Origin of the sequence: Paractinoplanes ferrugineus, from assembly GCF_016862195.1 — a bacterium.
Taxonomy (GTDB): Bacteria; Actinomycetota; Actinomycetes; order Mycobacteriales; family Micromonosporaceae; genus Actinoplanes; species Actinoplanes ferrugineus.
Genome location: NZ_BOMM01000089.1, coordinates 1 through 18,468, shown reverse-complemented (window position 1 = coordinate 18,468; position 18,468 = coordinate 1). Strand labels below are relative to the sequence as shown.

Genomic DNA, 18,468 nt, shown 5'->3' with positions numbered 1-18,468 from the left:
CGTCAACCGAGCACAGCGCGCAGGATCGAGGCTGTCACGTCGTCGAGGCCGTTGAGATCGGCCGGCCGGCCAGACCTGGTCTGGCGCAGCGCGCCGACCAGCGGCTGCCACTCGCGGGTGCAGGCCAACTGATCGAGGTATCCCTCCAGCGTCAGACCTCCGGCTGGGCCGGACATCAGCTGCCGCAACGTGTCGGTCAACATCGGCGCCATGACCATGGCCAGCATCCGAGCACGCTTGACAGGGTCGGGAACGGCCCTCGACAGCACCTGACCGAATCGGACGCCAGGCACGCGCTCCACGTCGGCGGTGATGATCCGGTCGAGGATGAAACCCAGGTCGTACTGGCCGTCGCGCGGCATGAGGACGATGCTGGATCCTCCGCTGCGCCCCGCGGTGAAGGTGAGAAGGGTGGCAGCCACCAGGTGGAGCGGCGCATCGTCACCCGCCTCGTGGCGGTAGTAGGCCAGCGTCGAGTGGGCGTTGGCCAGGTTGCTCAGATGGGTGGGCCGCTGATAGAGGTAGCGCAGCGCGCGTTCCTGCAGGGCGACGGCATCGCCGGCCCGGCCCCGGGCCGACTGGATCTTGGCCCGGTGGGCGAACACGATGCCCAGCATGCCGATGTCGTTCTCCTCCTCGAACACCGACTGGCATCGGCCCAGCGCCCGCTCGGCGTCCTCCAGTCGGCCGAGCGGGATGAGCAGCGGTACGGCGTTGACGGCCGCCTGCGCCCGCTCGTACGCCGTCGCGTTGCGAGCACGCAGCCGGCGCTGGTGTTCTTCGTTGAGCTCGAGCGCCAACTGGAACCGTCCGAGCGCGGCCGCGGCCGCGGCCGCGCTGCTGAGCAGGGACTCGGCCCCCTTCCGGGGAATGACCATCTCGGTCTTGGCCCCGTCTGTTGGGGATGGCATAGGCGTGCGGTCGATCTCGGACAGCAGGCGTGGGGCATGCCGTAGCACGACGTCGTACTGCCCGAGCTCCTCGCAGATCTGCAGCTCCTGCACCTCGTTCTGGAGCAGAGTGAACCGGCCTGCCCCGGCTGCTTGTTGCAGGACGCGCAGCTCCCGGTTGGCGATCAGGGCGGCCTGGGGCGAGGAGTACGCCATGAGCGCGTTGACGAGGTTGCCGGCGATGATCACGGCGTTCGTGTGTAGCTCGCGTCGGCGCGCCTCGTCGAGTGCCGCCTGCAACCGCCGGATGCCGTCGGCGGGATCGATTTGGGTCAATAGGTGAGCGTAGACGCCGGCGATGGTCAACCGCTGCTCCGGATCTTGCTCGGTATCCAGTCCTGGCCGCAGCTGGGTGAGACCTAGGCGGATAGTGGCCTCCGGCATGGCACGCATGCCGGCCATGCCTAGACACTGCGCCACCTCAGTCCAGCGCCGTCGGCGGTTGAAGTAGGGCAGCGCCGCGATGTTGGCCCCGACGATGAGAGGGGCTGCGGTGGTGTCGCCCTCTTTTTCCAATTCGGCGGCGTAGTGGGCGACCGTGGACCACCACTGGCCTAGTCGATCCTCGATGGCCGCGCACCGCTGCTCGCCGGTGGCCGAGCGGATGGTAGACGCGATCGCCGGGTGCAAGCGGTAGGTCTGTGCGGAGTCGATCCTCCTTCGACCGGGCAGGCGAAACACCGTGATGCCGTCCACGTCGAGCTGCCCGACGTCGACCAGGTTGGCCCGCTGAAGCTCGGCGACGGCCTCGGCGAACGCTGGGATCGGATCCGAGTAGTGCTCCCGCCAGAGTAGGTGCCAGACCGACTCGGCCACCCCGGATTGGCGGTCGGTGTCGAGCGCGCATGCGAGCACCTCGGCGAGCAACCGGCCGCCGAGGCTGAGGGTCTCGAACGTCGCTGTCGTCCACTGGGCCAGGGTGCGCAGCATCGCGGACTCGTCGAGCCCGCTGGTGCCGGTGGCGAAAAAATCGCGCACCGGTGCCTCGCTACGACTCGCGACGTCCAGGCGGCGTTCCAGCTCGGCGGGGTCCGCGGCGGCGGCGTCGGCCAGTTCGAGGAGCTTGGGATGCCCCTGCACGACGCCCAGCATCCGACGCACCAGCCGTCGGCCGGCAGCCACCTCCGCCACTGTGCCGTCCGGGCCAGGCCGGCCTGCCAGGAGCCGGCCGAGGTGCGGCAGCTCGCGGGCAAGCAGAGCCGATTCCGCGAGCGTCAGCACGTAGATGGGCTGGACCAGCGCCGATGTCGGCAGGTTTCGCGGGACCGTGCGGCTGGTGAGAATCACCCGGGAGCGCGCCTGCGGTTGGCACAGCACCTCGAGCAGAGCGGCGAAGAGCGGATCGCGCCACTCGCCGTCGTTGTCGATGAGCGACTCCGCGTTGTCCAGGACGACCAGGACCGGCTGCTCCCGCACCAGGCCTGCCACGCTGGCGAAGGACGATTCGGCGGTGAGTGGTGAGCCGAGTCGGCGTTCCCAAATCGCCGCGAACTGGGCCAGGGAGTTGTCCGCGTCCGACTCCGCCGTTGGAGCGCTCCACCACACGGTCGCGGCGAAGCGGTCGACGTGCTGATGGGCGGCCTCGACGGCGCATGCCGTCTTGCCAGCCCCCGCCATTCCCGTGAAGACGATGGCACGGTGGTTCGACCGCGGCGCGAGAGCCCGACTCGCTGCCAGCATCGTCGGTGCCCTTCCGACAAAGCTGGCGGGCAGCGGCGGTAGAAAACCGGCGCCGACCGGCGCCGGTGCGGCGGTTGCCGGCTGGCCGCGCGGCGGCCCCAGGAAGAGGCCCACAGCCTGGGCACCGAACAGTGCGGGCGCCACGGCGCTCAACGCATGCAAGGTGGCGGCTGGCACGGTCTCGACAGTGTCGGTCAAAGCCTGGCGAAAGGCGACGTCGACCGGCCGGCGCTCGCCGAGTAAGAGCTGGTAGAACCGCCCGGCGAAAGCAACGGCAAACTCATCGGTTACCGCATACCGCATCGCGACGACGGTCAAGTCGAGTCCAGCCACCAGGCCGTGCGCCATCCCCAACCACTCACGTGCGCCGGCGTCCGGCGCCTGCAGGGCGTCGGCCTGCTCGGTCAGAGTCAGCAGGCGCAGTACGTCGGCCGCGAGAGCCCGGCCTGAGTCGCAGGCACTGAGCAGGATGAGCTTCAACCGCTCTCGCAGCGGGCGCAACAGGACAAGCAACTCCGACGTGGACACCTCGTCGGGTGCGCCGTCCTCCTTTTCGAGCACCACACAACCCGGTGAGCCGTGCCCGCTCAGGTGCACGATGTCCCAGCCGTCGCCGTCGCCGGCGGCGTCGGCCAGTTTATCCCTGGTCACGCCGTGTTGCAGAACGCGCAGCTCGACCGCGAAGCCCGTGCCGGCCAGCCCTCGCACGAGCCGTTCGAGCTCCTCACGCTCCCGGCGTTGGGCGAGCACCGACATCCGCGAGGGCATTGAGAACAGGGCCAGGAGGCGAAGCCGGTCGGTTGCGACACGCTTGGCCGGCGTCGCGTCTTCCGGCTCGGCTACCAGCACCAGTCCGATGCCCAGACGGCTCAGTGGCCGGTTGCCCAGGACCGCCATCTCCAGTGGACGGTCCAGCAGGAACAGGGCGGCTGGGGGAAGCCGGACCACGACGGTGACCGGGGCCGCGATGACCAGCTCGCGTCCGATATCCGCGCCAAGGACGGTCTCGCCGAGCCAATGACCAACCCGGTCCATGATCTCGGCGGCGCTGCCTACCGGGTCGTGCGGCGCCCGGTGCCGTCGAAGGCAGCCCGCGAGATCACCGAAGGCCTCGTATTCGAAGGTGGTCGGGTCGAGATCGACCTGATGAGTGGCGATCTCCCCACCGCCCTCCGCGCAGAGCAACCAGCGCCAGCGCAGACGCCCTCCCGCCCGGTCCACGTCAGTGACGCGTAGGTCAAGTGGCATACCAGCGCGGCTCCCTCCGGATTTCGTGCTGTCACAGGTCTACGCCGGGATAGCTACCGACCACTTGTCAGATAGCTGACATTCATCGAGCCCTTTCGCTCCTGCCATCGCGCTGCCCCCCATTAGCGAAACATCTACCGCGGCCCGCGGTGGTCTCCGACGGCACGCGCCGCCGCTACGGCACCTACTGGAACCGCTTGCGGAAGGAATGGGGCGCGCGTGCGCTCGATGAGCCGACGCCGCTCGAGATCAAGCAGTTCGCCGAGCGGACCAAGCGGTCGGGCGTGGAGCGGCGCAACGCCCGCGGTGGCCGGGTGGCGGCCGAACACTTCATCTCCGCAGTCCGATGCCTCTACCGACATGCCGTCGACGACGGACTCAACCTGCCGCCGTGGCGGTGCACTGGCACGGCGGCCCTGCGACCTCGGCGAGACGCAATGTCTCATCCGGCTCCGGGAGAAGGGCGGGACCGTACGGTGGCAGCCGGTCTCTCGTACCCTCATGAGTGGCCTGTTCGCGCACGCGCAGGGACGAGGCGACGGCGATCCGCAGGGGCAGCTGCTGCGGTACCGCAATGGTGTACCGATCACCCGGCGGCGGTACGACTACATCTTCAGCCGGCTCGGCAAGCACCTGCGGTGGGTGGCGGTGCAGCAGGTCAGCGCCCACTGGTTGCGCTACACGACGCTGACCTGGGTAGAGCGGCATTTCGGCTATGCCGTAGCGAGGGCATTCGCCGGCCACGAGGGCAACGCGACGCCGGGAGCACCGCGACGTACGTCCGCGCCAGCCTGTTCGAGGTTGCGGCCGCGTGCGCCGCGTTGACGGGTGAACCGCACCCCCTCGAAGCGGCGTGGGTGCCGGCCGAGGCTGCCGAGTGATCTGATCCCTTACTCGGTGGACTTCCCGGCATCCTCGCCGGCGCAGAGCTTGGCGATACGCACGCGCATCACAACCTCGCGGTCCGGCTCGAGCGCCACGGTGACTGGTCGGTGCCGAGCGACACTTCCGTCAGGCCGCGGAGGGGCCTGCAAAGGGGGTGACTAGAAATTGCTCTTCCGAACTAAATGTTAACGGGCTCAATTCAAGCGACGTTATTTTGCTTTTTTTATTATAGCGGATAGCGAATCCTGCATGCGATGAATTGACAATTACACTCAACCCGTTCGAGAGCAGGAGCCGTCTCCATGATTGATCTGCGGTTTTACAGCTGGAGTACAAGTGAGCCGAAACCCCAGACTGGAGGGCTCGGAAAGTAGTGGTTTTGTTCGATGCATTTTCCGCTCGCAACACCTCGAATCGCAAACCCGTAACCGGTTTCCATCATCTCGAATTCTTGATTCTCGAAGCTGTTACGCTGATAACCAATGACGGGGCTGAAGTCTTCTGAGCCACGCCCCGCACCTATAACCTACGAATCCGCCGTCCGCTTCTGCCGCGATCCGCGCCGGGCGTCGGCCTTTGTGACGTCCATATCCCCGCCTGCCACGCCTGCCCTCGCAACACCATCCACACGGCCGTGCACGCGAGAACATCGACCGGCCGCTGCACTGCATCCTCGCTACCTTTCATGGCATCCGGGAACATAGCAGCCATCCAGTACGACCTGGGTCGATGCAGCGACGGCCGTCAAGTCACATAGGATGCATCTTCAAGGTGTCGCTTGGGCGCGGAGGAGTGCGCAGATGGAACCGGTGACGGATGCCGACGAAGCTTGGCGCGTACTGCTTGATGACAAACAGCATTGGTGGGCAGATAATCCCGTCTTCAAGGCTGCTTACGAAAACCCCACGTTACGCGCGCTCTTCCCTTTCCCCACGCACGGAACGCTGAGGTTTTTCAGGACCCCGTGGACCTGGCCCGACACACCCGCTCAGAACCTTCCGCTCATTGCCTGCGGTGGCCCGCCGTACCAGGTCATTGCCGCTGGATACGAACGGATTATCGGCCAGGCCGAGTCGGCTAAGGAAGCCGCAGACCTTGTCGTCGCCAATCTGCCGCCCTCCGTCACGTCCAGTCCGACGTTTAATCTGCCGCAAAGCGTGCGCCGGGGGCAAGCCGTATCGGAATAACGTCGAAAGACCCCCACCCGGGAGCACACCCCCTGGCATTCATCGTGCCGATAGGGATGGTGCCTGCGCTCGCGGCGCCTTCTCGTGCACCTGTCGCCGCGGCTGTTCGACGCGTTCGGTCAGGGCGTGGACGCTTTCCTGGCGATGGCTGTGGGCCGACATGTCGCCATGCGATCCGTCTCGGCTTGCACTGCTGCGGCAACTGAGACCAGCTCAGGGAACACGGTGCGCCGAGCGCAGTGCAGGACACAACCGACAGCAAATGCTGTGCATGTCCAAAGGCAGTAGTACCTGCCGTCGTCGACCAGCAGGCATGTCTGGAAGACTTGAAGGGGATACCACGAAATCGTATAGTTCGAAATCGTGACATCTCAAGTCGTGCCGCCTGACTGGTCCGCTCTGCTCGCGTTACAACGGGCTACCCATGCCACATTGCAGGTTCTTGCCGCCGAACTCGTCGACCTCGACCTGACGTCCTCTGAGATCAACGCCATGGCCAACCTCGCCGACGGCCGCGGCCGCACCGTCTCCGAATTGGGCAAGGCGGTGGGCGTCCGCCCCACGACACTCACCAGCGTGCTGGACCGCCTCGAACGACGCGGACACATCACCCGAGGCAATCGTCCAGGAGACCGTCGGGTCGTCGTCGTCGAACTCACCTCGACGGGCCGCACCGCCGCCACCGCAATCCGCGAGGCCATCGCTCGCCTTGAGCACCGCGCGCTCAGCAGCCTGCCGGTCGGCGACATCGCTGTCTTGCGACAAGCACTGGAAGCTCTGGCAGGGCTTCCCTCATGACAACGCCAGGGCCATCGTCATCCAGCGGCGGGCCATCGATCTTCGCATCATTGATGGCCCAGGTGATGACCACTGCCGAACAGTTCGGTCACCGGGAACACGTCCACCTGACGTGGCTGGCCGTGCGCCGCTATGGGGTACCTGAAGCGATCGGCCTCATCAGCGACGGCATCCAGCGCACCGCCCGATACGCGGGCGCGCCGCAGAAGTACCACGCAACGGTCAGCCGGGCGTGGGTCGAACTCGTCGGGCACCACGCCGCCGGTTGCCCGCAACAGGACTTCGCTGGTTTCGCCGACCAGCATCCCGCCCTCCTCGACAAGCGCCTGCTCACTCGCTTCTACCGATCAGCGACGCTGGCAAGCGCGCAGGCCAAGCAGGGCTGGATCCCGCCCGACCTCGCCCCGTTCCCCTGGCAGGTGCCGATTGCCGAGGGCCCGGACGCGGCTGAAAATCGACTAGCGCCCCGGCTCTCGACTGCGCAGGTAATCCATGTGCCCCAGCACGATTTGCCGACGGTCTGATTGGCGGCCTTGTACTGCTCGTCGGGTACCAGCCCGTTGGCGCTCGTCACTCGAGCGGTAACAGCGGACCCGTTCGGCTCATGCGCCGCGCACGCGGGATTGGCCATGATGCACGGTATGCGGCGTTGGTGGCGGTGGATCAGATGGCTGGGCTGGCTGCTGCTGGGTGTCGCCGCGGTGGCAGTCTCGGTGCTGGTGGTCGTCCGCGCGTGGATCGCCGATGTGACGGTGGCCGACCTGACCGCCGCTCACGCCAACCCTGACGCCATTGAGGCGGCCAAGGACGCGTTCGACCGTTGGACCGGATGGGCCAACATCATCGCGCTGCCGGCCGGCGCGGCCGGCCTGATCATCCTGGCCGTCGAAAAGCTCATTCGTAGCTTCGGTACGTTCGGTGACGGCGACCGGCTGGCTGCGGAACTCGCCGCGAGCGTACTGAATACGACCAGCGCGGAGCTCGTCTACCGACAGGCACGCAACCCCGCCCCGATCGTCGTGCGCTGGTCGGCCAGCGGCCGGCCCGCCGCCGGGCACGACGCGGTCCTCGGCGACGGCACCCGCGGCGGTGGCTCGCCCCTGATCCTCGACGGAGACGCACTTGAGGTCGTCGATCACTTCCGCGCCCTGCCTCACCGTCAGCTCGCTGTCCTCGGCGGCCCAGGGGCCGGCAAGAGCGTCCTGACCCTGCTGCTGACCCAGGGCTTGCTGCAGAAACCGGAGGACGGCGGCCGGGTACCGGTCGTCATGGCGCTCAGCGGCTGGCGGCCCGGCGAGTCCCTGACCAGTTTCCTCGAACGCGAGCTGGTCGAGTTGTACCCGAAGGTGCTCGACAACTCCCGCCGTACCGCCCGCTGGTTGATAGAACACCGCCGGATCATGCCGGTGCTGGACGGCCTGGACGAGCTGCCGCCGGGCAGCCGCGCGGAGGCGGTACGCCAGATCGACGAGTACGGCCTGCTCGGCAACCACTTGGTCGTGACCAGCCGCGGACTCGAATACGAAGAGGCTGTCAACGCCGGTGGTGTCCTGCTGACCACCGCCGCCGTGGTCGAGATCGGGCCGGTGGCGCCCGACGTGGCGATCTCCTACCTGTCCTACCCGGAGTTGCGCCGTCCGCTGTGGGAGCCGGTCTTCGACCGCCTGCGTACCGACCCCGACGCACCCATCGCCCAGGTCCTGTCCAGCCCGCTGATGATCGCCCTGGCTCGCAGCGCGTACCGCCGGGATCCGCACCGCCCGGCCGAACTGCTGACGTTCGACAGGCGCCAGCCCTTGGCCCGGCGCCTGTTCGACGTGTTCGTGTCGGCGGCCTACGACGAGCGGAAATCGGCACGAGCCCGCCGCCACCTGTCCACGCTGGCCTATCACCTGTACGAAACCGGCACCCGCGACTGGCACTGGTGGCAGGTGAAGGTCGACCTGCTCGCCCGGCACCCCCGGACTACCCGCGTGGCCACTATCGCCACCGGATTGCTGTTGCTGACCGCCGGCGCCGCGCTGGCGGGCCAGCTGGCGAACGGCGTCGGTTGCGCCATCGAGGCCGGGCTGGTCGGGCTGGTTCTCCCGGCCTTTGTTCTCGCGACGCCGTGGCGGTTCGCTCGCATCGGCCTGGGACAGTCGGCCGTGAGCGCGGCCTCGGGTCTGGCAGCCGGATTCCTGCTGCACGACTGGCGGGTCGCTCTGATCGGTGCGGCCATCTCCGGCGGAGCCACCTTCGCCGTCCACCGGACGGTAAACCGTGTGGGGCCGGACCGGGCACGCTCCTTCCGCCCGGCCACCGATATGAGCGACCCGGCAATCGGCTGGGCCTACTCCTTGACCGGCGCCCTTTCCCAGGTCGGCGTCGGACTTGTCGCTCTTCTGCTGCAAACCAGCGTCGCGGTCTCCCCGGCGGCCTTCGTCATGGTGGCGGTCTACGGCGGGGCGGGCGTGCTGGCGAACGGTGGCTGGCAACGGCTTCTCTTCCGGCTCACTCACCTGCGGCTCGCCGCGACCGGGCGGCTCCCCCTGCGGCTCTCCGGCTTTCTCGACGACGCCTACCGGCGGCGGGCGGTGTTGCGGCGGGCGGGGCCGGTCTACCAGTTCCGGCACGCTCTTCTTCAGGACCACTTGGCGCTGGTGGAGGCGGCCGAGCACACCCGCGCCGTGATGAAGGCGGGCGACAAGGAAGCGACCAAGCGGTTGACCTCGCTGTTGACCCGGCTCGAGCGTACCGACGACGTCATCGCGTTGCTGCGACAGCGATTCAGCGGCGGCGACCGGTACGTCGCATGGCAGCTGGCCGACCTGCTCATCCAGCGCGGCGATGTCGAGCAAGGATTGGACGTGCTGCGCGAGGTGGCGGCCGACCGGCGGAAGTCGGCCCGCCACGACCGGCGCAGGCTGGCCCGGTTGCTCGTCGAGCACGGCCGGATAGACGAGTTGCGCCGGCGCTCCGACAAGGAGTCGGCCGAGGCGCTTCTGCGCCACCTGGTCGACGTCGACGACCTCGATGGTGCGATCAAGCTCGTACGGGCGAGCGGGAGAAGCGACTCCGGGCTGGTCGACCGGCTGGTCGAAGCCGGCCGGTTCGAGGACGTCCGTGCCCTCGCCGAGAGGGGCGATCTCCACGGCGTGACCGCCTACCTGGATCACCTGGTAAGGCGGCGCCGGTTCGCCGCCGCCGAGGCGCTGATCGCCGCCCTCCCCCTGGGCCAGGACCGCGCCGCGCGGCAATTCGACGAGTTGCTGCTCGAGCATCAACACTTCGCGCGAGCGCTGCGCCGGGCCCGCGCGGCGTATCGCGAGGACGAGGCCCACGCAGCGACCTGGCTGGCGCGCGTCCTCGCCGCGCAGGGCCGCGTCGAGGCGGCGATCACGGTGCTGCGGAAGGCGCCGGGCGATCAGGCCGCCAACGAACTTATCTTCCTGCTGCTCGACGCCGGCCGGGCCGGCGAAGCCCTCGCCCTGGCCATCGAACGTCCGGGAATGCCGTCCGGGCCGATCGTCGAACGGCTCGTCGAACAGCTGCACCCGGACGACGCGGAGGCATTCCTGCGGGCGCGAGCCGCCACCGGTCGCCGGCATGGGATCGGTCAGCTGGTCACCTTTCTCCTCGCGCGGGGTCGATTGGACGCGGCGGCCGAGGCGGTCGGGGACGAGGACCCCTTCGCCCGGGAAGCCGTCGCCAATAAGCTCGCGGAGAACGGGCGGGTGGACGAGGCGATCGCGCTCATGCGACAGGCAAAAGGTGAAGGGGCCGAGAGGGACCTGATCGCCACGCTGGCGCGGGCCGGACGCGAGGACGAGCTCAACTCGCGGGCCGACGCCGGGGAACCGGCCGCTGTCGCCTGGCGGGTCGACCGGCTCGCCGGCAACGGACAGCTCGACCGCGCCGTGGAGCTGCTGCGCGCCGGCGCTGCCAAAGGCGACCTCGGTGCCGACTGGGCGATCGCGAGTCTGCTCGCCCGGCACGGCCGGCTCGACGAGGCCACCGCACTCATCCGACGCCGCGCCGACGCCGGTGACAGCGACGCTCAGGGCTGGCTCGACGCGGCCGAGCGCGGGGACCTGTTCCCGTGAAGAACACCTGATCGCCGGTACGACGCGCCGGAACTCAACCGGTCGAGAAGCTCTGGCCGACGATCAAAGGCAGCCTCGCCGACCTCGCCGCCGTGGTGAAACGGAACAGGTCCATCTCCACCATCACCGGTCAGAGGTTGATCACGAAGGATGTCTAGAACCCGACGGCGACGAGCAGGTATTGCGGGTCGCTGTGTGAGATGTAGCTGGACTGGGCGTTCACGTCGTCGTACGGGAAGCCGTACGCGCGGCCGCCGATCGCGTTGTCGTGCCAGAACTTCGCGTAGAAGTTCGCCGGCGCGGCCCGGTAGTAGGCGCTGGTCTTCGATGCGTTGGCGGCGGTGACATGCCGATTGAGCTGCGCGCACTCGTTCGGACTGGAGCCCAGCGGCCCGGCGCACCCGAGAATGTCCGAGGTGCTTGCCGCCTTCGTGTACGACGCGAAGTAGTTCGCGTATTTTCCGCCGGCCTTGAACTCGGGGTCGCCGCCCGGCGAGAGGATTTTGTCGGTGCCCTCGGCCAGGTGCTTGAACTCGGCCGGCACCGCCGCCCGGAAACGCGTGAACGTGCTTGCCCACGACTCGGCGAAGACCTTCTCCGTCTCGCCGACGGTGAGGTTCGAGCCGTCCGCCGAGTGCAGCCGCATCGCGATTTTCAGCACGAACGCGTCGACCCGCGTGGTGTTGCCGTTGAACTGGTCGGCCCCGACCGTGAACTCGATGAAGTCACTGTATTTGCTGGTCGGCGAGCCGAGGTGAAAATACATCCGACCGGCGGAGTTGGCCGGCATGTCCACCTCGGGTTGTTGCGCGATCGAGCGGGTCCGGCCGCCGAACGTCCAGTAGACCTTGCTGTCGGGGTACTTCCCGTTCGTACGGTTCAGGACTTTGACCGTGAGAACTTCCTTCGCCTTGGGGATGTTCGACGTGTCCCAGAAAGTCTTCTGGGCGGGCGCTTTACTCACGGCGGCCGTCGCCGGAGACGGCGAGGATGAGGTCGAGCCGGACTGCGACGCGCTCGCCGCCGGCGGTGTCGCCGCCGCCGGGGATGCCGACAGCGGGGGCGCCGCGACGACCGCGGGAAGAGACTGGGTAGGGGTCGGCGGCTGAACCGACGGAGGCGCAGCGGAAGGCGCGCAAGCGGTCAGCGCCACCAGGGCACAGGCGGCCCACAAAGTCATCGGTCGTCGTCGCACCCGGCGACTTTGGCCCGCGACCTACGCCCAGGTCAACGTGATGTTTTACGCCCTCGGTTCGGTGTTATCGGTGCCGGCGGTGGCCGTCTCCCCAGTGTCACGAAGCGCCGTCGCCAGACCTTGTATTAAGCTTTGTTTAGAATTGGTCTACTTACATAGGTTATGGGCTACTTTGCGACTGAACGCGGACGCCGCGGTCTCGCCGGCCGTGTCCCCGCCCGGCGATGTGGTCGGCAAGATCACCGTCGGTTACCAGGGCTGGTTCAGCGCGGCCGGGGACGGCGCCCCGATCAACGGCTGGTGGCACTACAGCCAGGACTGGGGCGCCATGCCGTCGCCCGGCAACAAGGCGATCAAGTCGTGGCCCGACGTCCGCGACTACACCCGCACCTACCGGACCGGTTTCGCCGACCTGGGCAACGGGCAACCGGCCTCGCTGTTCTCCTCCTACGACCAGCAGACGGTCGACACCCACTTCCGCTGGATGCAGGAGAACGGGCTGGACACCGCCGCCCTGCAGCGCTTCGATCCCACCGGCGGCGAGGGCCCGACCCGCGACGCGGTCACCGCGCGGGTGCGCAACGCCGCCGAGACGTACGGCCGGAAGTCACCGCGCCTGGGACCTTCGGTCCGTCGGGCACGGCGCAAACCGCGCCCAGACCGGTCACACGGCCCGGGAACGGCCTGAACCAGCGCGGCTCAACAGCAGCCGGGTGCGGCCGCCACCGTCACGGGCACCGGCGCCGTCTCGGCGGCGGGCGTGTCCGCGCAGCAGGCCGCGGCGGCGTCGGGCATCGGCTTGTCGCCGACGTTCGAGTCGCCCTTGACCACATAAACCTCCCACGGCTCGTTGCCCGGGCCGCGGACCCATACCTTGTCCTGCAGCGCATAGCAGCACTCGGTGTCGCCCTCGGTCAGCGTGATCAGACCCGACTCGGTCAGCCGGGTGGTCGCCGCGTCGACCGCCTCACTGGTCTCGACCTCGACGCCCAGATGGTCCATCACGGTCGGGTTCCCGGGATCGCCTTCGAGCAGGACCAGCTTGAGCGGCGGCTCCGTGATCGCGAAGTTCGCATACCCCGGCCGGCGCTTGGCCGGCTCGACCCCGAACAGCTTGGAATAGAACGCCACCGACCCCTCCAGGTCAGCGACCCGCAACGCGAGCTGAACACGAGACATCCCGCACCTCCGGCGAATTCGACTGTTATCTAATCCGCAGCTTGCCACCGGATTCGACCAGTGTCAAACTCGATGCGTGTCGAATCCAGAGTCGCGGACGATCCCGAACGAGGGCTGCTGCAATACGCCGATGGTCACCGAGCCGGTCAGCGAGCCCGACGCCATCGCGTTCGCCCAGACCTTCAAGGCCCTCAGCGACCCGGTCCGGCTGCGGCTGCTGTCGATGATCGCCGCCCGGGCCGGCGCCGAAGTGTGTGTCTGCGACCTGCTCGACGCGTTCACCCAGACCGCACCGACCATCTCGCATCACCTGAAGGTGCTGCGCGATGCCGGGCTGATCACCGGTGAGCGGCGCGCATCCTGGGTCTACTACACGGTCGTCCCGTCCGCCCTGGCCGCGCTGTCGCAGCTGCTCGACGCCTCGGCGATGACCGCTGCGGCCGACGCGTGAACCTCGCCCGCCGGGCCAGCGCCGAATTCACCGGCACCGGCCTGCTGGTCACCGCGGTCATCGGGTCCGGCATCGCCGCGACCCGGCTCAGCCCGGGCCAGGCCGGCCTCCAGTTGCTGGAGAACGCGATCGCGACCGGGCTGGCCCTGGCGGCGCTGATCCTCACCTTCGGCCCGGTCTCCGGCGCCCACTTCAACCCGATCGTCTCCGCAGTCGACTGGTGGCTCGGCCGCCGCTCCCGCACCGGACCGACCGGCCGCGACCTGCTCGCCTACGCCCTGGCCCAAACGGCCGGCGCGATCGGCGGCGCCGTCCTGGCCAACCTCATGTTCGGCCTGCCCGCGGCCTCTCGCGCAACGACCGTCCGTTCCGGCTCGAACCTCTGGCTCGCCGAGACCATTGCCACCGCGGGGCTCGTCCTACTGATCGTCGCGCTGGCTCGCACCGGTCGCACCGCTACGGCGCCGGCCGCGGTCGGCGCCTACATCGGCGCGGCCTACTGGTGGACGTCCTCGACCAGCTTTGCCAACCCGGCCGTCACGATCGGCCGGATGTTCAGCGACACCTTTGCCGGCATCGCGCCAGCCTCAGCGCCCCTCTTCCTAGCCGCGCAGCTGGCCGGTGGTCTGCTCGCCTGCGCCGCCATCGCCTGGTGGTATCCCGGCCCGGCGCCCGCGGCCGCCGATGTTGTCGTCCCGCAGGCTCAACAGAAGGCCGCACCGCGATGACCACGATCACCGTCGCCGCGATGCGCGACGAGCACGCCGAGCCCGTACTGGAGATATACCGGCTCGGCATCGCCACCGGCAACGCCACCTTCGAGACCGAACCACCCGACTGGGCCCGGTTCACCGCGTCCCGGCTCCAGAACACCGCTTCGTCGCTCTCGACCAGGACGGGGCGGTGCTCGGCTGGATCGCCTGCGGTCCCGTCTCGGACCGCTGCGTCTACGCCGGCGTCGTCGAACACTCCGTCTATGTCCACCTCGACGCCCGCGGCCGCGGCGTCGGCCGGACCCTGCTCGACGCGCTGATCGCCTCCACCGAAGCAGCCGGGATCTGGACCATCCAATCCGGGATCTTCCCCGAAAACACCGCCAGCCTCGCACTCCACGCAACTTGCGGCTTCCGCACCGTCGGCACCCGCCGGCGAGTCGGCCGACACCACGGCGCCTGGCGCGACGTCGTACTCATCGAGCGCCGCAGCCCCACCATCACTTGACCATCGGAGCCACCATGACCAGCAGCAAACCCAGCGTCCTGTTCGTCTGCGTCCACAACGCCGGCCGGTCCCAAATGGCCGCCGGGTGGCTGCGCCACCTCGCCGGCGACACCGTCGAGATCCGCTCCGCCGGATCCGAACCCGCCGACCAGATCAACCCCGTCGCCGTCGCCGCGATGGCCGAAGTCGGCATCGACATCGTCGCCGAACACCCCAAGAAGCTCGAACCCGAGGCCGTCGAAGCCAGCGACATCGTCATCACCATGGGCTGCGGCGACACCTGCCCGTTCTTCCCCGGCAAACGCTACGAAGACTGGAAACTCGACGACCCCGCCGGCCAGGACCTCGACGCCGTCCGTCCCATCCGCGACGACATCCGCACCCGCATCGAGAAACTCCTCACCGAAATCGGCGGCACCGTCTGAAAGGTCCTCCTCGACCGACGGGTCTTGAAAAACGGTCGGCTTCGACGTCTGGGGAGACGCTTGTCCTGTTGCGGTGATCGCGCCCGGTTGTCCTCCTGTTTGCCTCCGCTGCTTCCAGTTTGCCGTGCCGGACCTTCCTACGGTCGCCGTGACCGGCCTGAAGAGATCCGGCGCCAGTACTTAATCGGCGGTCTGCTGGCTGCGGTGCATGGCTCGGACAAGGGCTCCGCGCGGCGCCGGGGCGGGCAGTTCGAGCGCACATCCGCCGGCGAATGCCTGGAGTAGGTATTCGACGAGGCGTTGGCCGGCGTGCGGGGCGGTGCCCGTGGTGGCGGCGACGACTCCGGCGTTGGCCATGAGAAGCAGGATCATGTCGCTGGGGTGGAAGTCGGCGCGCAGTTGCCCGGACGTTTTGGCGCGGCGCACGATGGTGACCCAGTCGCGGTAGGCACGGGCTCGGTGGCCTTCGAGGTCCTCGATGGCGGGGTTGGTGACGCTGAAGGTCAGGGTGAGCAGGTCGGCGAAGCCACGGTCGCCCGATTGCATCGCGCACACCCGGCGCACGTAGCCGCAGAAGCCGGCCCACGGGTCGGGGTCCGCGAGCGCCTGCGCCGCGGCGTCGGCATAGTCCGTCATCTTGTCGGTGAACGCGGCGGCGATCAAGGACTCGCGGTCCGGGAAGCGCCGGTGCAGGGTCGCCTCGCCGACGCCGGCTCGCCGGGCGATCTCGTCGAACGGCACCTGAAGCCCCAGTTCGGCGAACGCGCGCCGGGCGGCGCCGACGATCGCGTCACGGTTCCGCGCAGCGTCGGCACGCAGGGGCTTCTCGGCAGGTGTCCGGCTTCTCACACTCTCACCATCGCATAACTGGAGCCGAGGCGCCACTTACCTGTTACGTTGAAATGGAGGCAAGGCACCACTTATTTGACGTGACGAGGAGACGGCGATGACGGATACCGCAACGGTGATGAACACCCCGCCCGCGGCGGGCCGGCTGGCGGTCGAGGTCTGGACCGATCTCGGCTGCCCCTGGTGCTATCTCGGCATCCACCGCCTGCGTCACGCCGTGGACCGCGCCGGCCCGGCCGGGATCACGCTCACGCTGCGCTCGTTCGAGCTGGACCCCGACGCCTCGACCGAACCGATGACGATCCCGGAGATCTTCACTCGCAAGCACGGCCTGCCGGTCCAGGCCGCGATGCAGGCCGAAGCCGCCATGCGCGACCGGGCCGCCGCCGAAGGGCTGCCCTTCAGCACCGACCGGCTGCACGCCAACTCCTTCGACGTGCACCGCGTCCTGCAACTGGCGAACCGGCACGGCGCCGGCACCGCCTTCTTCGAGACCGTGCAGAACCGCTTCTTCGCCGGCGAGATCAACCCGTACGACCACGCCGGCCTGACCGCTGTCGCCGTCGAAGTGGGCCTGGACGGCGAGGAGGTCCGCGCCGTGCTGGCCGATGACTCCTACGGCCAACAGGTTCGCCGCGATGAGCAGCGCGCCCGCCAGCTCGGCGTCACCGGCGTCCCGTTCGTCCTGCTCGGTCAGCGGTTCGCCGTCGCCGGAGCTCAATCGATAGACACCTACGCCCAGGCCATCAGCCGCGCCCGCGAGGCCCTCTCGTGACCAGCGACCCGGCCACGCCCGCCGACCAGACCGATCCGATCCCATCGGCCGCCGCCGACCCGGACGAGCCCCGGGAGCAACCGGCCGCGGGCGCCGTCATCCACCTGGTGCCCGGCGGCGACTTCTGCCGGCCCGGGGAACTCTGCGACTGACAACCCACCGTCACATCCTGAAAGGAACCACCATGCCTACTATCGCCATCGTCGGCGCGGGCGCCGGCCTCGGCCAGTCCATCGCGAGAACCTTCGGCAGCAACGGCTTCTCCGTCGCGCTCGTGTCGCGTACCCAGAGCAAACTCGACGCCCTCGCCGCCGAACTCGGCCAGGCCGGTATCGACGCCGCCGGTTTCGCCGCCGACGTCATGGACCGCCCCTCGCTCGTCGACGCCTTCGCCCGGATCAAGCAACGCTTCGGCGCCGTCGACGTCCTGGAATACTCGCCCGCCCCGCACACCCCGGTTCCCGGCATCACCACGGCGAGCCCGCTGGACGTCACCGTCGAGAACGTCCAGCCCCAGCTCGACTACTACCTCTACGGCGGCATCACCGCCGCTCAGCAGGTCCTGCCCGACATGCTCGGACGCGGCAGCGGCACCCTGCTGTTCACCACCGGCGGCGCCTCCGTCGACCCCACCCCGGCGCCGCCGGAGTTCGCCAACATCGCCATCGCGGGCGCGGCCCTGCGCGCCTGGGTCCTCAAACTGCACCAGGTCACCGACGGCACCGGCGTCTACGCCGCCCACGTCCCCCTCTCGGTCTGGATCGGCACCGGCGGCCCCGAGACCCAGCCCGACACGATCGCACAGCACTACTGGGACCTCTACACCAAACGAGAAGGCGCCGAGCACCACTACAACACGTTCTGACAGACCGGAACCGCCCCGAGGCGCAGGGGGTGTCCGGGACTGACGTCCGGGATCATTCCGCCGAGGGCGATCTCGGGGCGGTGGGCCTGGTCGAGCATGCCGAGCAGGCCGTATCGACGGCGGCGGCCGGCGCACGACCGGGGGCGCCTCCGTCACCCCGTACAGCACCTGCGCCTACGCGCTGACCTTGAGCCGGCCGACGTGGAACGGCGGCGGCCGTAGGCGCCGGCGAACAGGTCGACTGCAGCCAAAACGGCCCCTGGGAGAGGTCACGGTCTCCTCGCTCCATACAGCTCGACAAATTGTTCTTTGGCTCGCTAGTCGCCAGCATCGGCGCGGGCGCGGAGTGCGTCGAGATCGCCGCGCTCAACCATGACCGACAGGTCGTGCAGCCGGAAGGTGGCCGGCGGCTGCACGCCCCGAAAGCCTCGTTAAAGAAACTTTAAGGAAGGCGTGCTCAGCGTCATGAACTGCCGCCACATCATTGCTCGTACCTCTCGGCACAAGCAGTATCGAGACGAAGAGGAGCCGTGCATGTATCGACGCGGAGTCAGCGGCCGGACACGCAAGCTGCTGATTGGAGGTGCCGCCGCAGCGCTGCTCGGCTCGGCGCTCGCGGTCGGCACGGGGATGGGTCAGGCCGCCGAACAGGGCAACGCCGGAGCCGGCTCCGGG

The 18,468-nt window shown here is 68.6% G+C and carries 16 protein-coding genes and 1 pseudogene; 13 read left to right on the top strand and 4 right to left on the bottom strand.

Annotated features, from left to right (window positions below):
• Positions 1-2: 2 nt before the first annotated feature.
• Positions 3-3,851 (bottom strand): CHAT domain-containing protein, encoded by a 3,849-nt coding sequence (locus Afe05nite_RS41535; RefSeq protein ID WP_203822855.1) that lies wholly within the window; start codon positions 3,849-3,851, stop codon positions 3-5.
• Positions 3,852-4,379: 528 nt separating this feature from the next.
• Here Afe05nite_RS41535 and Afe05nite_RS44365 point away from each other — a divergent pair.
• The 5 genes from Afe05nite_RS44365 (at position 4,380) to Afe05nite_RS41510 (ending at position 10,833) form a co-directional block, all read left to right on the top strand.
• Positions 4,380-4,703 (top strand): hypothetical protein, encoded by a 324-nt coding sequence (locus Afe05nite_RS44365; RefSeq protein ID WP_239118609.1) that lies wholly within the window; start codon positions 4,380-4,382, stop codon positions 4,701-4,703.
• 860 nt (positions 4,704-5,563) lie between these two features.
• Positions 5,564-5,950: a DUF6193 family natural product biosynthesis protein gene (locus tag Afe05nite_RS41525; protein ID WP_203822854.1), complete on the top strand. Its 387-nt coding sequence runs from the start codon at positions 5,564-5,566 to the stop codon at positions 5,948-5,950.
• Positions 5,951-6,313: 363 nt separating this feature from the next.
• On the top strand, positions 6,314-6,748 hold the full coding sequence (locus tag Afe05nite_RS41520) for a MarR family winged helix-turn-helix transcriptional regulator (RefSeq protein ID WP_239118608.1): 435 nt from the start codon (positions 6,314-6,316) through the stop codon (positions 6,746-6,748).
• Between the two features lie 53 nt (positions 6,749-6,801).
• Positions 6,802-7,272, top strand: coding sequence for a hypothetical protein (locus Afe05nite_RS41515; protein ID WP_203822853.1), 471 nt, complete (start codon positions 6,802-6,804; stop codon positions 7,270-7,272).
• 117 nt (positions 7,273-7,389) lie between these two features.
• Complete coding sequence (locus Afe05nite_RS41510) at positions 7,390-10,833, top strand: NACHT domain-containing protein (protein ID WP_203822852.1); 3,444 nt, start codon at positions 7,390-7,392, stop codon at positions 10,831-10,833.
• 154 nt (positions 10,834-10,987) lie between these two features.
• On the opposite strand, the gene Afe05nite_RS41505 is transcribed toward Afe05nite_RS41510, so the two are convergent.
• Positions 10,988-11,797, bottom strand: coding sequence for a glycoside hydrolase family 64 protein (locus Afe05nite_RS41505; RefSeq protein ID WP_239118607.1), 810 nt, complete (start codon positions 11,795-11,797; stop codon positions 10,988-10,990).
• Positions 11,798-12,200: 403 nt separating this feature from the next.
• On the opposite strand from Afe05nite_RS41505, the gene Afe05nite_RS41500 reads away from it, so the two are divergent.
• Positions 12,201-12,716 carry a glycoside hydrolase family 71/99 protein gene (locus tag Afe05nite_RS41500; protein WP_203822850.1) on the top strand — a complete coding sequence of 172 codons (516 nt, stop codon included), beginning with the start codon at positions 12,201-12,203 and terminating at the stop codon, positions 12,714-12,716.
• A gap of 11 nt (positions 12,717-12,727) precedes the next feature.
• Here the strand turns inward: Afe05nite_RS41500 and Afe05nite_RS41495 are convergent, their stop codons facing one another.
• A complete protein-coding gene (locus Afe05nite_RS41495; RefSeq protein ID WP_203822849.1) occupies positions 12,728-13,207 on the bottom strand; it encodes an ArsI/CadI family heavy metal resistance metalloenzyme in 480 nt (159 codons plus the stop codon).
• Between the two features lie 76 nt (positions 13,208-13,283).
• Here Afe05nite_RS41495 and Afe05nite_RS41490 point away from each other — a divergent pair, with 76 nt between their 5' ends.
• From Afe05nite_RS41490 to Afe05nite_RS41475, 4 genes and pseudogenes are all read left to right on the top strand, one after another.
• Complete coding sequence (locus Afe05nite_RS41490) at positions 13,284-13,658, top strand: ArsR/SmtB family transcription factor (protein ID WP_438869781.1); 375 nt, start codon at positions 13,284-13,286, stop codon at positions 13,656-13,658.
• A complete protein-coding gene (locus Afe05nite_RS41485) occupies positions 13,655-14,386 on the top strand; it encodes an aquaporin (RefSeq protein ID WP_203822848.1) in 732 nt (243 codons plus the stop codon). The genes Afe05nite_RS41490 and Afe05nite_RS41485 overlap by 4 nt, the downstream gene beginning before the upstream one ends.
• Positions 14,383-14,879: pseudogene (locus Afe05nite_RS41480) on the top strand (GNAT family N-acetyltransferase). Before Afe05nite_RS41485 ends, Afe05nite_RS41480 begins: the two are co-directional and overlap by 4 nt.
• 14 nt (positions 14,880-14,893) lie before the next feature.
• Positions 14,894-15,304 carry an arsenate reductase ArsC gene (locus Afe05nite_RS41475; RefSeq protein ID WP_203822847.1) on the top strand — a complete coding sequence of 137 codons (411 nt, stop codon included), beginning with the start codon at positions 14,894-14,896 and terminating at the stop codon, positions 15,302-15,304.
• Positions 15,305-15,484: 180 nt separating this feature from the next.
• Here Afe05nite_RS41475 and Afe05nite_RS41470 read toward each other — a convergent pair whose 3' ends face one another.
• Positions 15,485-16,153 (bottom strand): TetR/AcrR family transcriptional regulator, encoded by a 669-nt coding sequence (locus Afe05nite_RS41470; protein WP_239118606.1) that lies wholly within the window; start codon positions 16,151-16,153, stop codon positions 15,485-15,487.
• 97 nt (positions 16,154-16,250) lie between these two features.
• Between Afe05nite_RS41470 and Afe05nite_RS41465 the strand changes: the two genes are divergently transcribed.
• The 3 genes from Afe05nite_RS41465 to Afe05nite_RS41455 are packed head-to-tail and all read left to right on the top strand — an operon-like array spanning position 16,251 to position 17,793.
• Positions 16,251-16,928 carry a DsbA family oxidoreductase gene (locus Afe05nite_RS41465; RefSeq protein WP_203822846.1) on the top strand — a complete coding sequence of 226 codons (678 nt, stop codon included), beginning with the start codon at positions 16,251-16,253 and terminating at the stop codon, positions 16,926-16,928.
• Positions 16,925-17,080 carry a hypothetical protein gene (locus Afe05nite_RS41460; RefSeq protein WP_203822845.1) on the top strand — a complete coding sequence of 52 codons (156 nt, stop codon included), beginning with the start codon at positions 16,925-16,927 and terminating at the stop codon, positions 17,078-17,080. Before Afe05nite_RS41465 ends, Afe05nite_RS41460 begins: the two co-directional genes overlap by 4 nt.
• A gap of 32 nt (positions 17,081-17,112) precedes the next feature.
• Positions 17,113-17,793, top strand: a complete 681-nt coding sequence (locus Afe05nite_RS41455; protein WP_203822844.1) for an SDR family NAD(P)-dependent oxidoreductase — start codon at positions 17,113-17,115, stop codon at positions 17,791-17,793.
• The last annotated feature ends 675 nt before the right edge of the window (positions 17,794-18,468 follow it).

Excerpts from the sequence above, each read along its gene's own strand:
- Afe05nite_RS44365 (WP_239118609.1), top strand. The coding sequence starts at position 4,380 with ATGAGTGGCCTGTTCGCGCACGCGCAGGGACGAGGCGACGGCGATCCG.
- Afe05nite_RS41525 (WP_203822854.1), top strand. The coding sequence starts at position 5,564 with ATGGAACCGGTGACGGATGCCGACGAAGCTTGGCGCGTACTGCTTGAT.
- Afe05nite_RS41515 (WP_203822853.1), top strand. The coding sequence starts at position 6,802 with ATGGCCCAGGTGATGACCACTGCCGAACAGTTCGGTCACCGGGAACAC.
- Afe05nite_RS41510 (WP_203822852.1), top strand. The coding sequence starts at position 7,390 with ATGCGGCGTTGGTGGCGGTGGATCAGATGGCTGGGCTGGCTGCTGCTG.
- Afe05nite_RS41495 (WP_203822849.1), bottom strand. The coding sequence starts at position 13,207 with ATGTCTCGTGTTCAGCTCGCGTTGCGGGTCGCTGACCTGGAGGGGTCG.
- Afe05nite_RS41475 (WP_203822847.1), top strand. The coding sequence starts at position 14,894 with ATGACCAGCAGCAAACCCAGCGTCCTGTTCGTCTGCGTCCACAACGCC.
- Afe05nite_RS41465 (WP_203822846.1), top strand. The coding sequence starts at position 16,251 with ATGACGGATACCGCAACGGTGATGAACACCCCGCCCGCGGCGGGCCGG.
- Afe05nite_RS41455 (WP_203822844.1), top strand. The coding sequence starts at position 17,113 with ATGCCTACTATCGCCATCGTCGGCGCGGGCGCCGGCCTCGGCCAGTCC.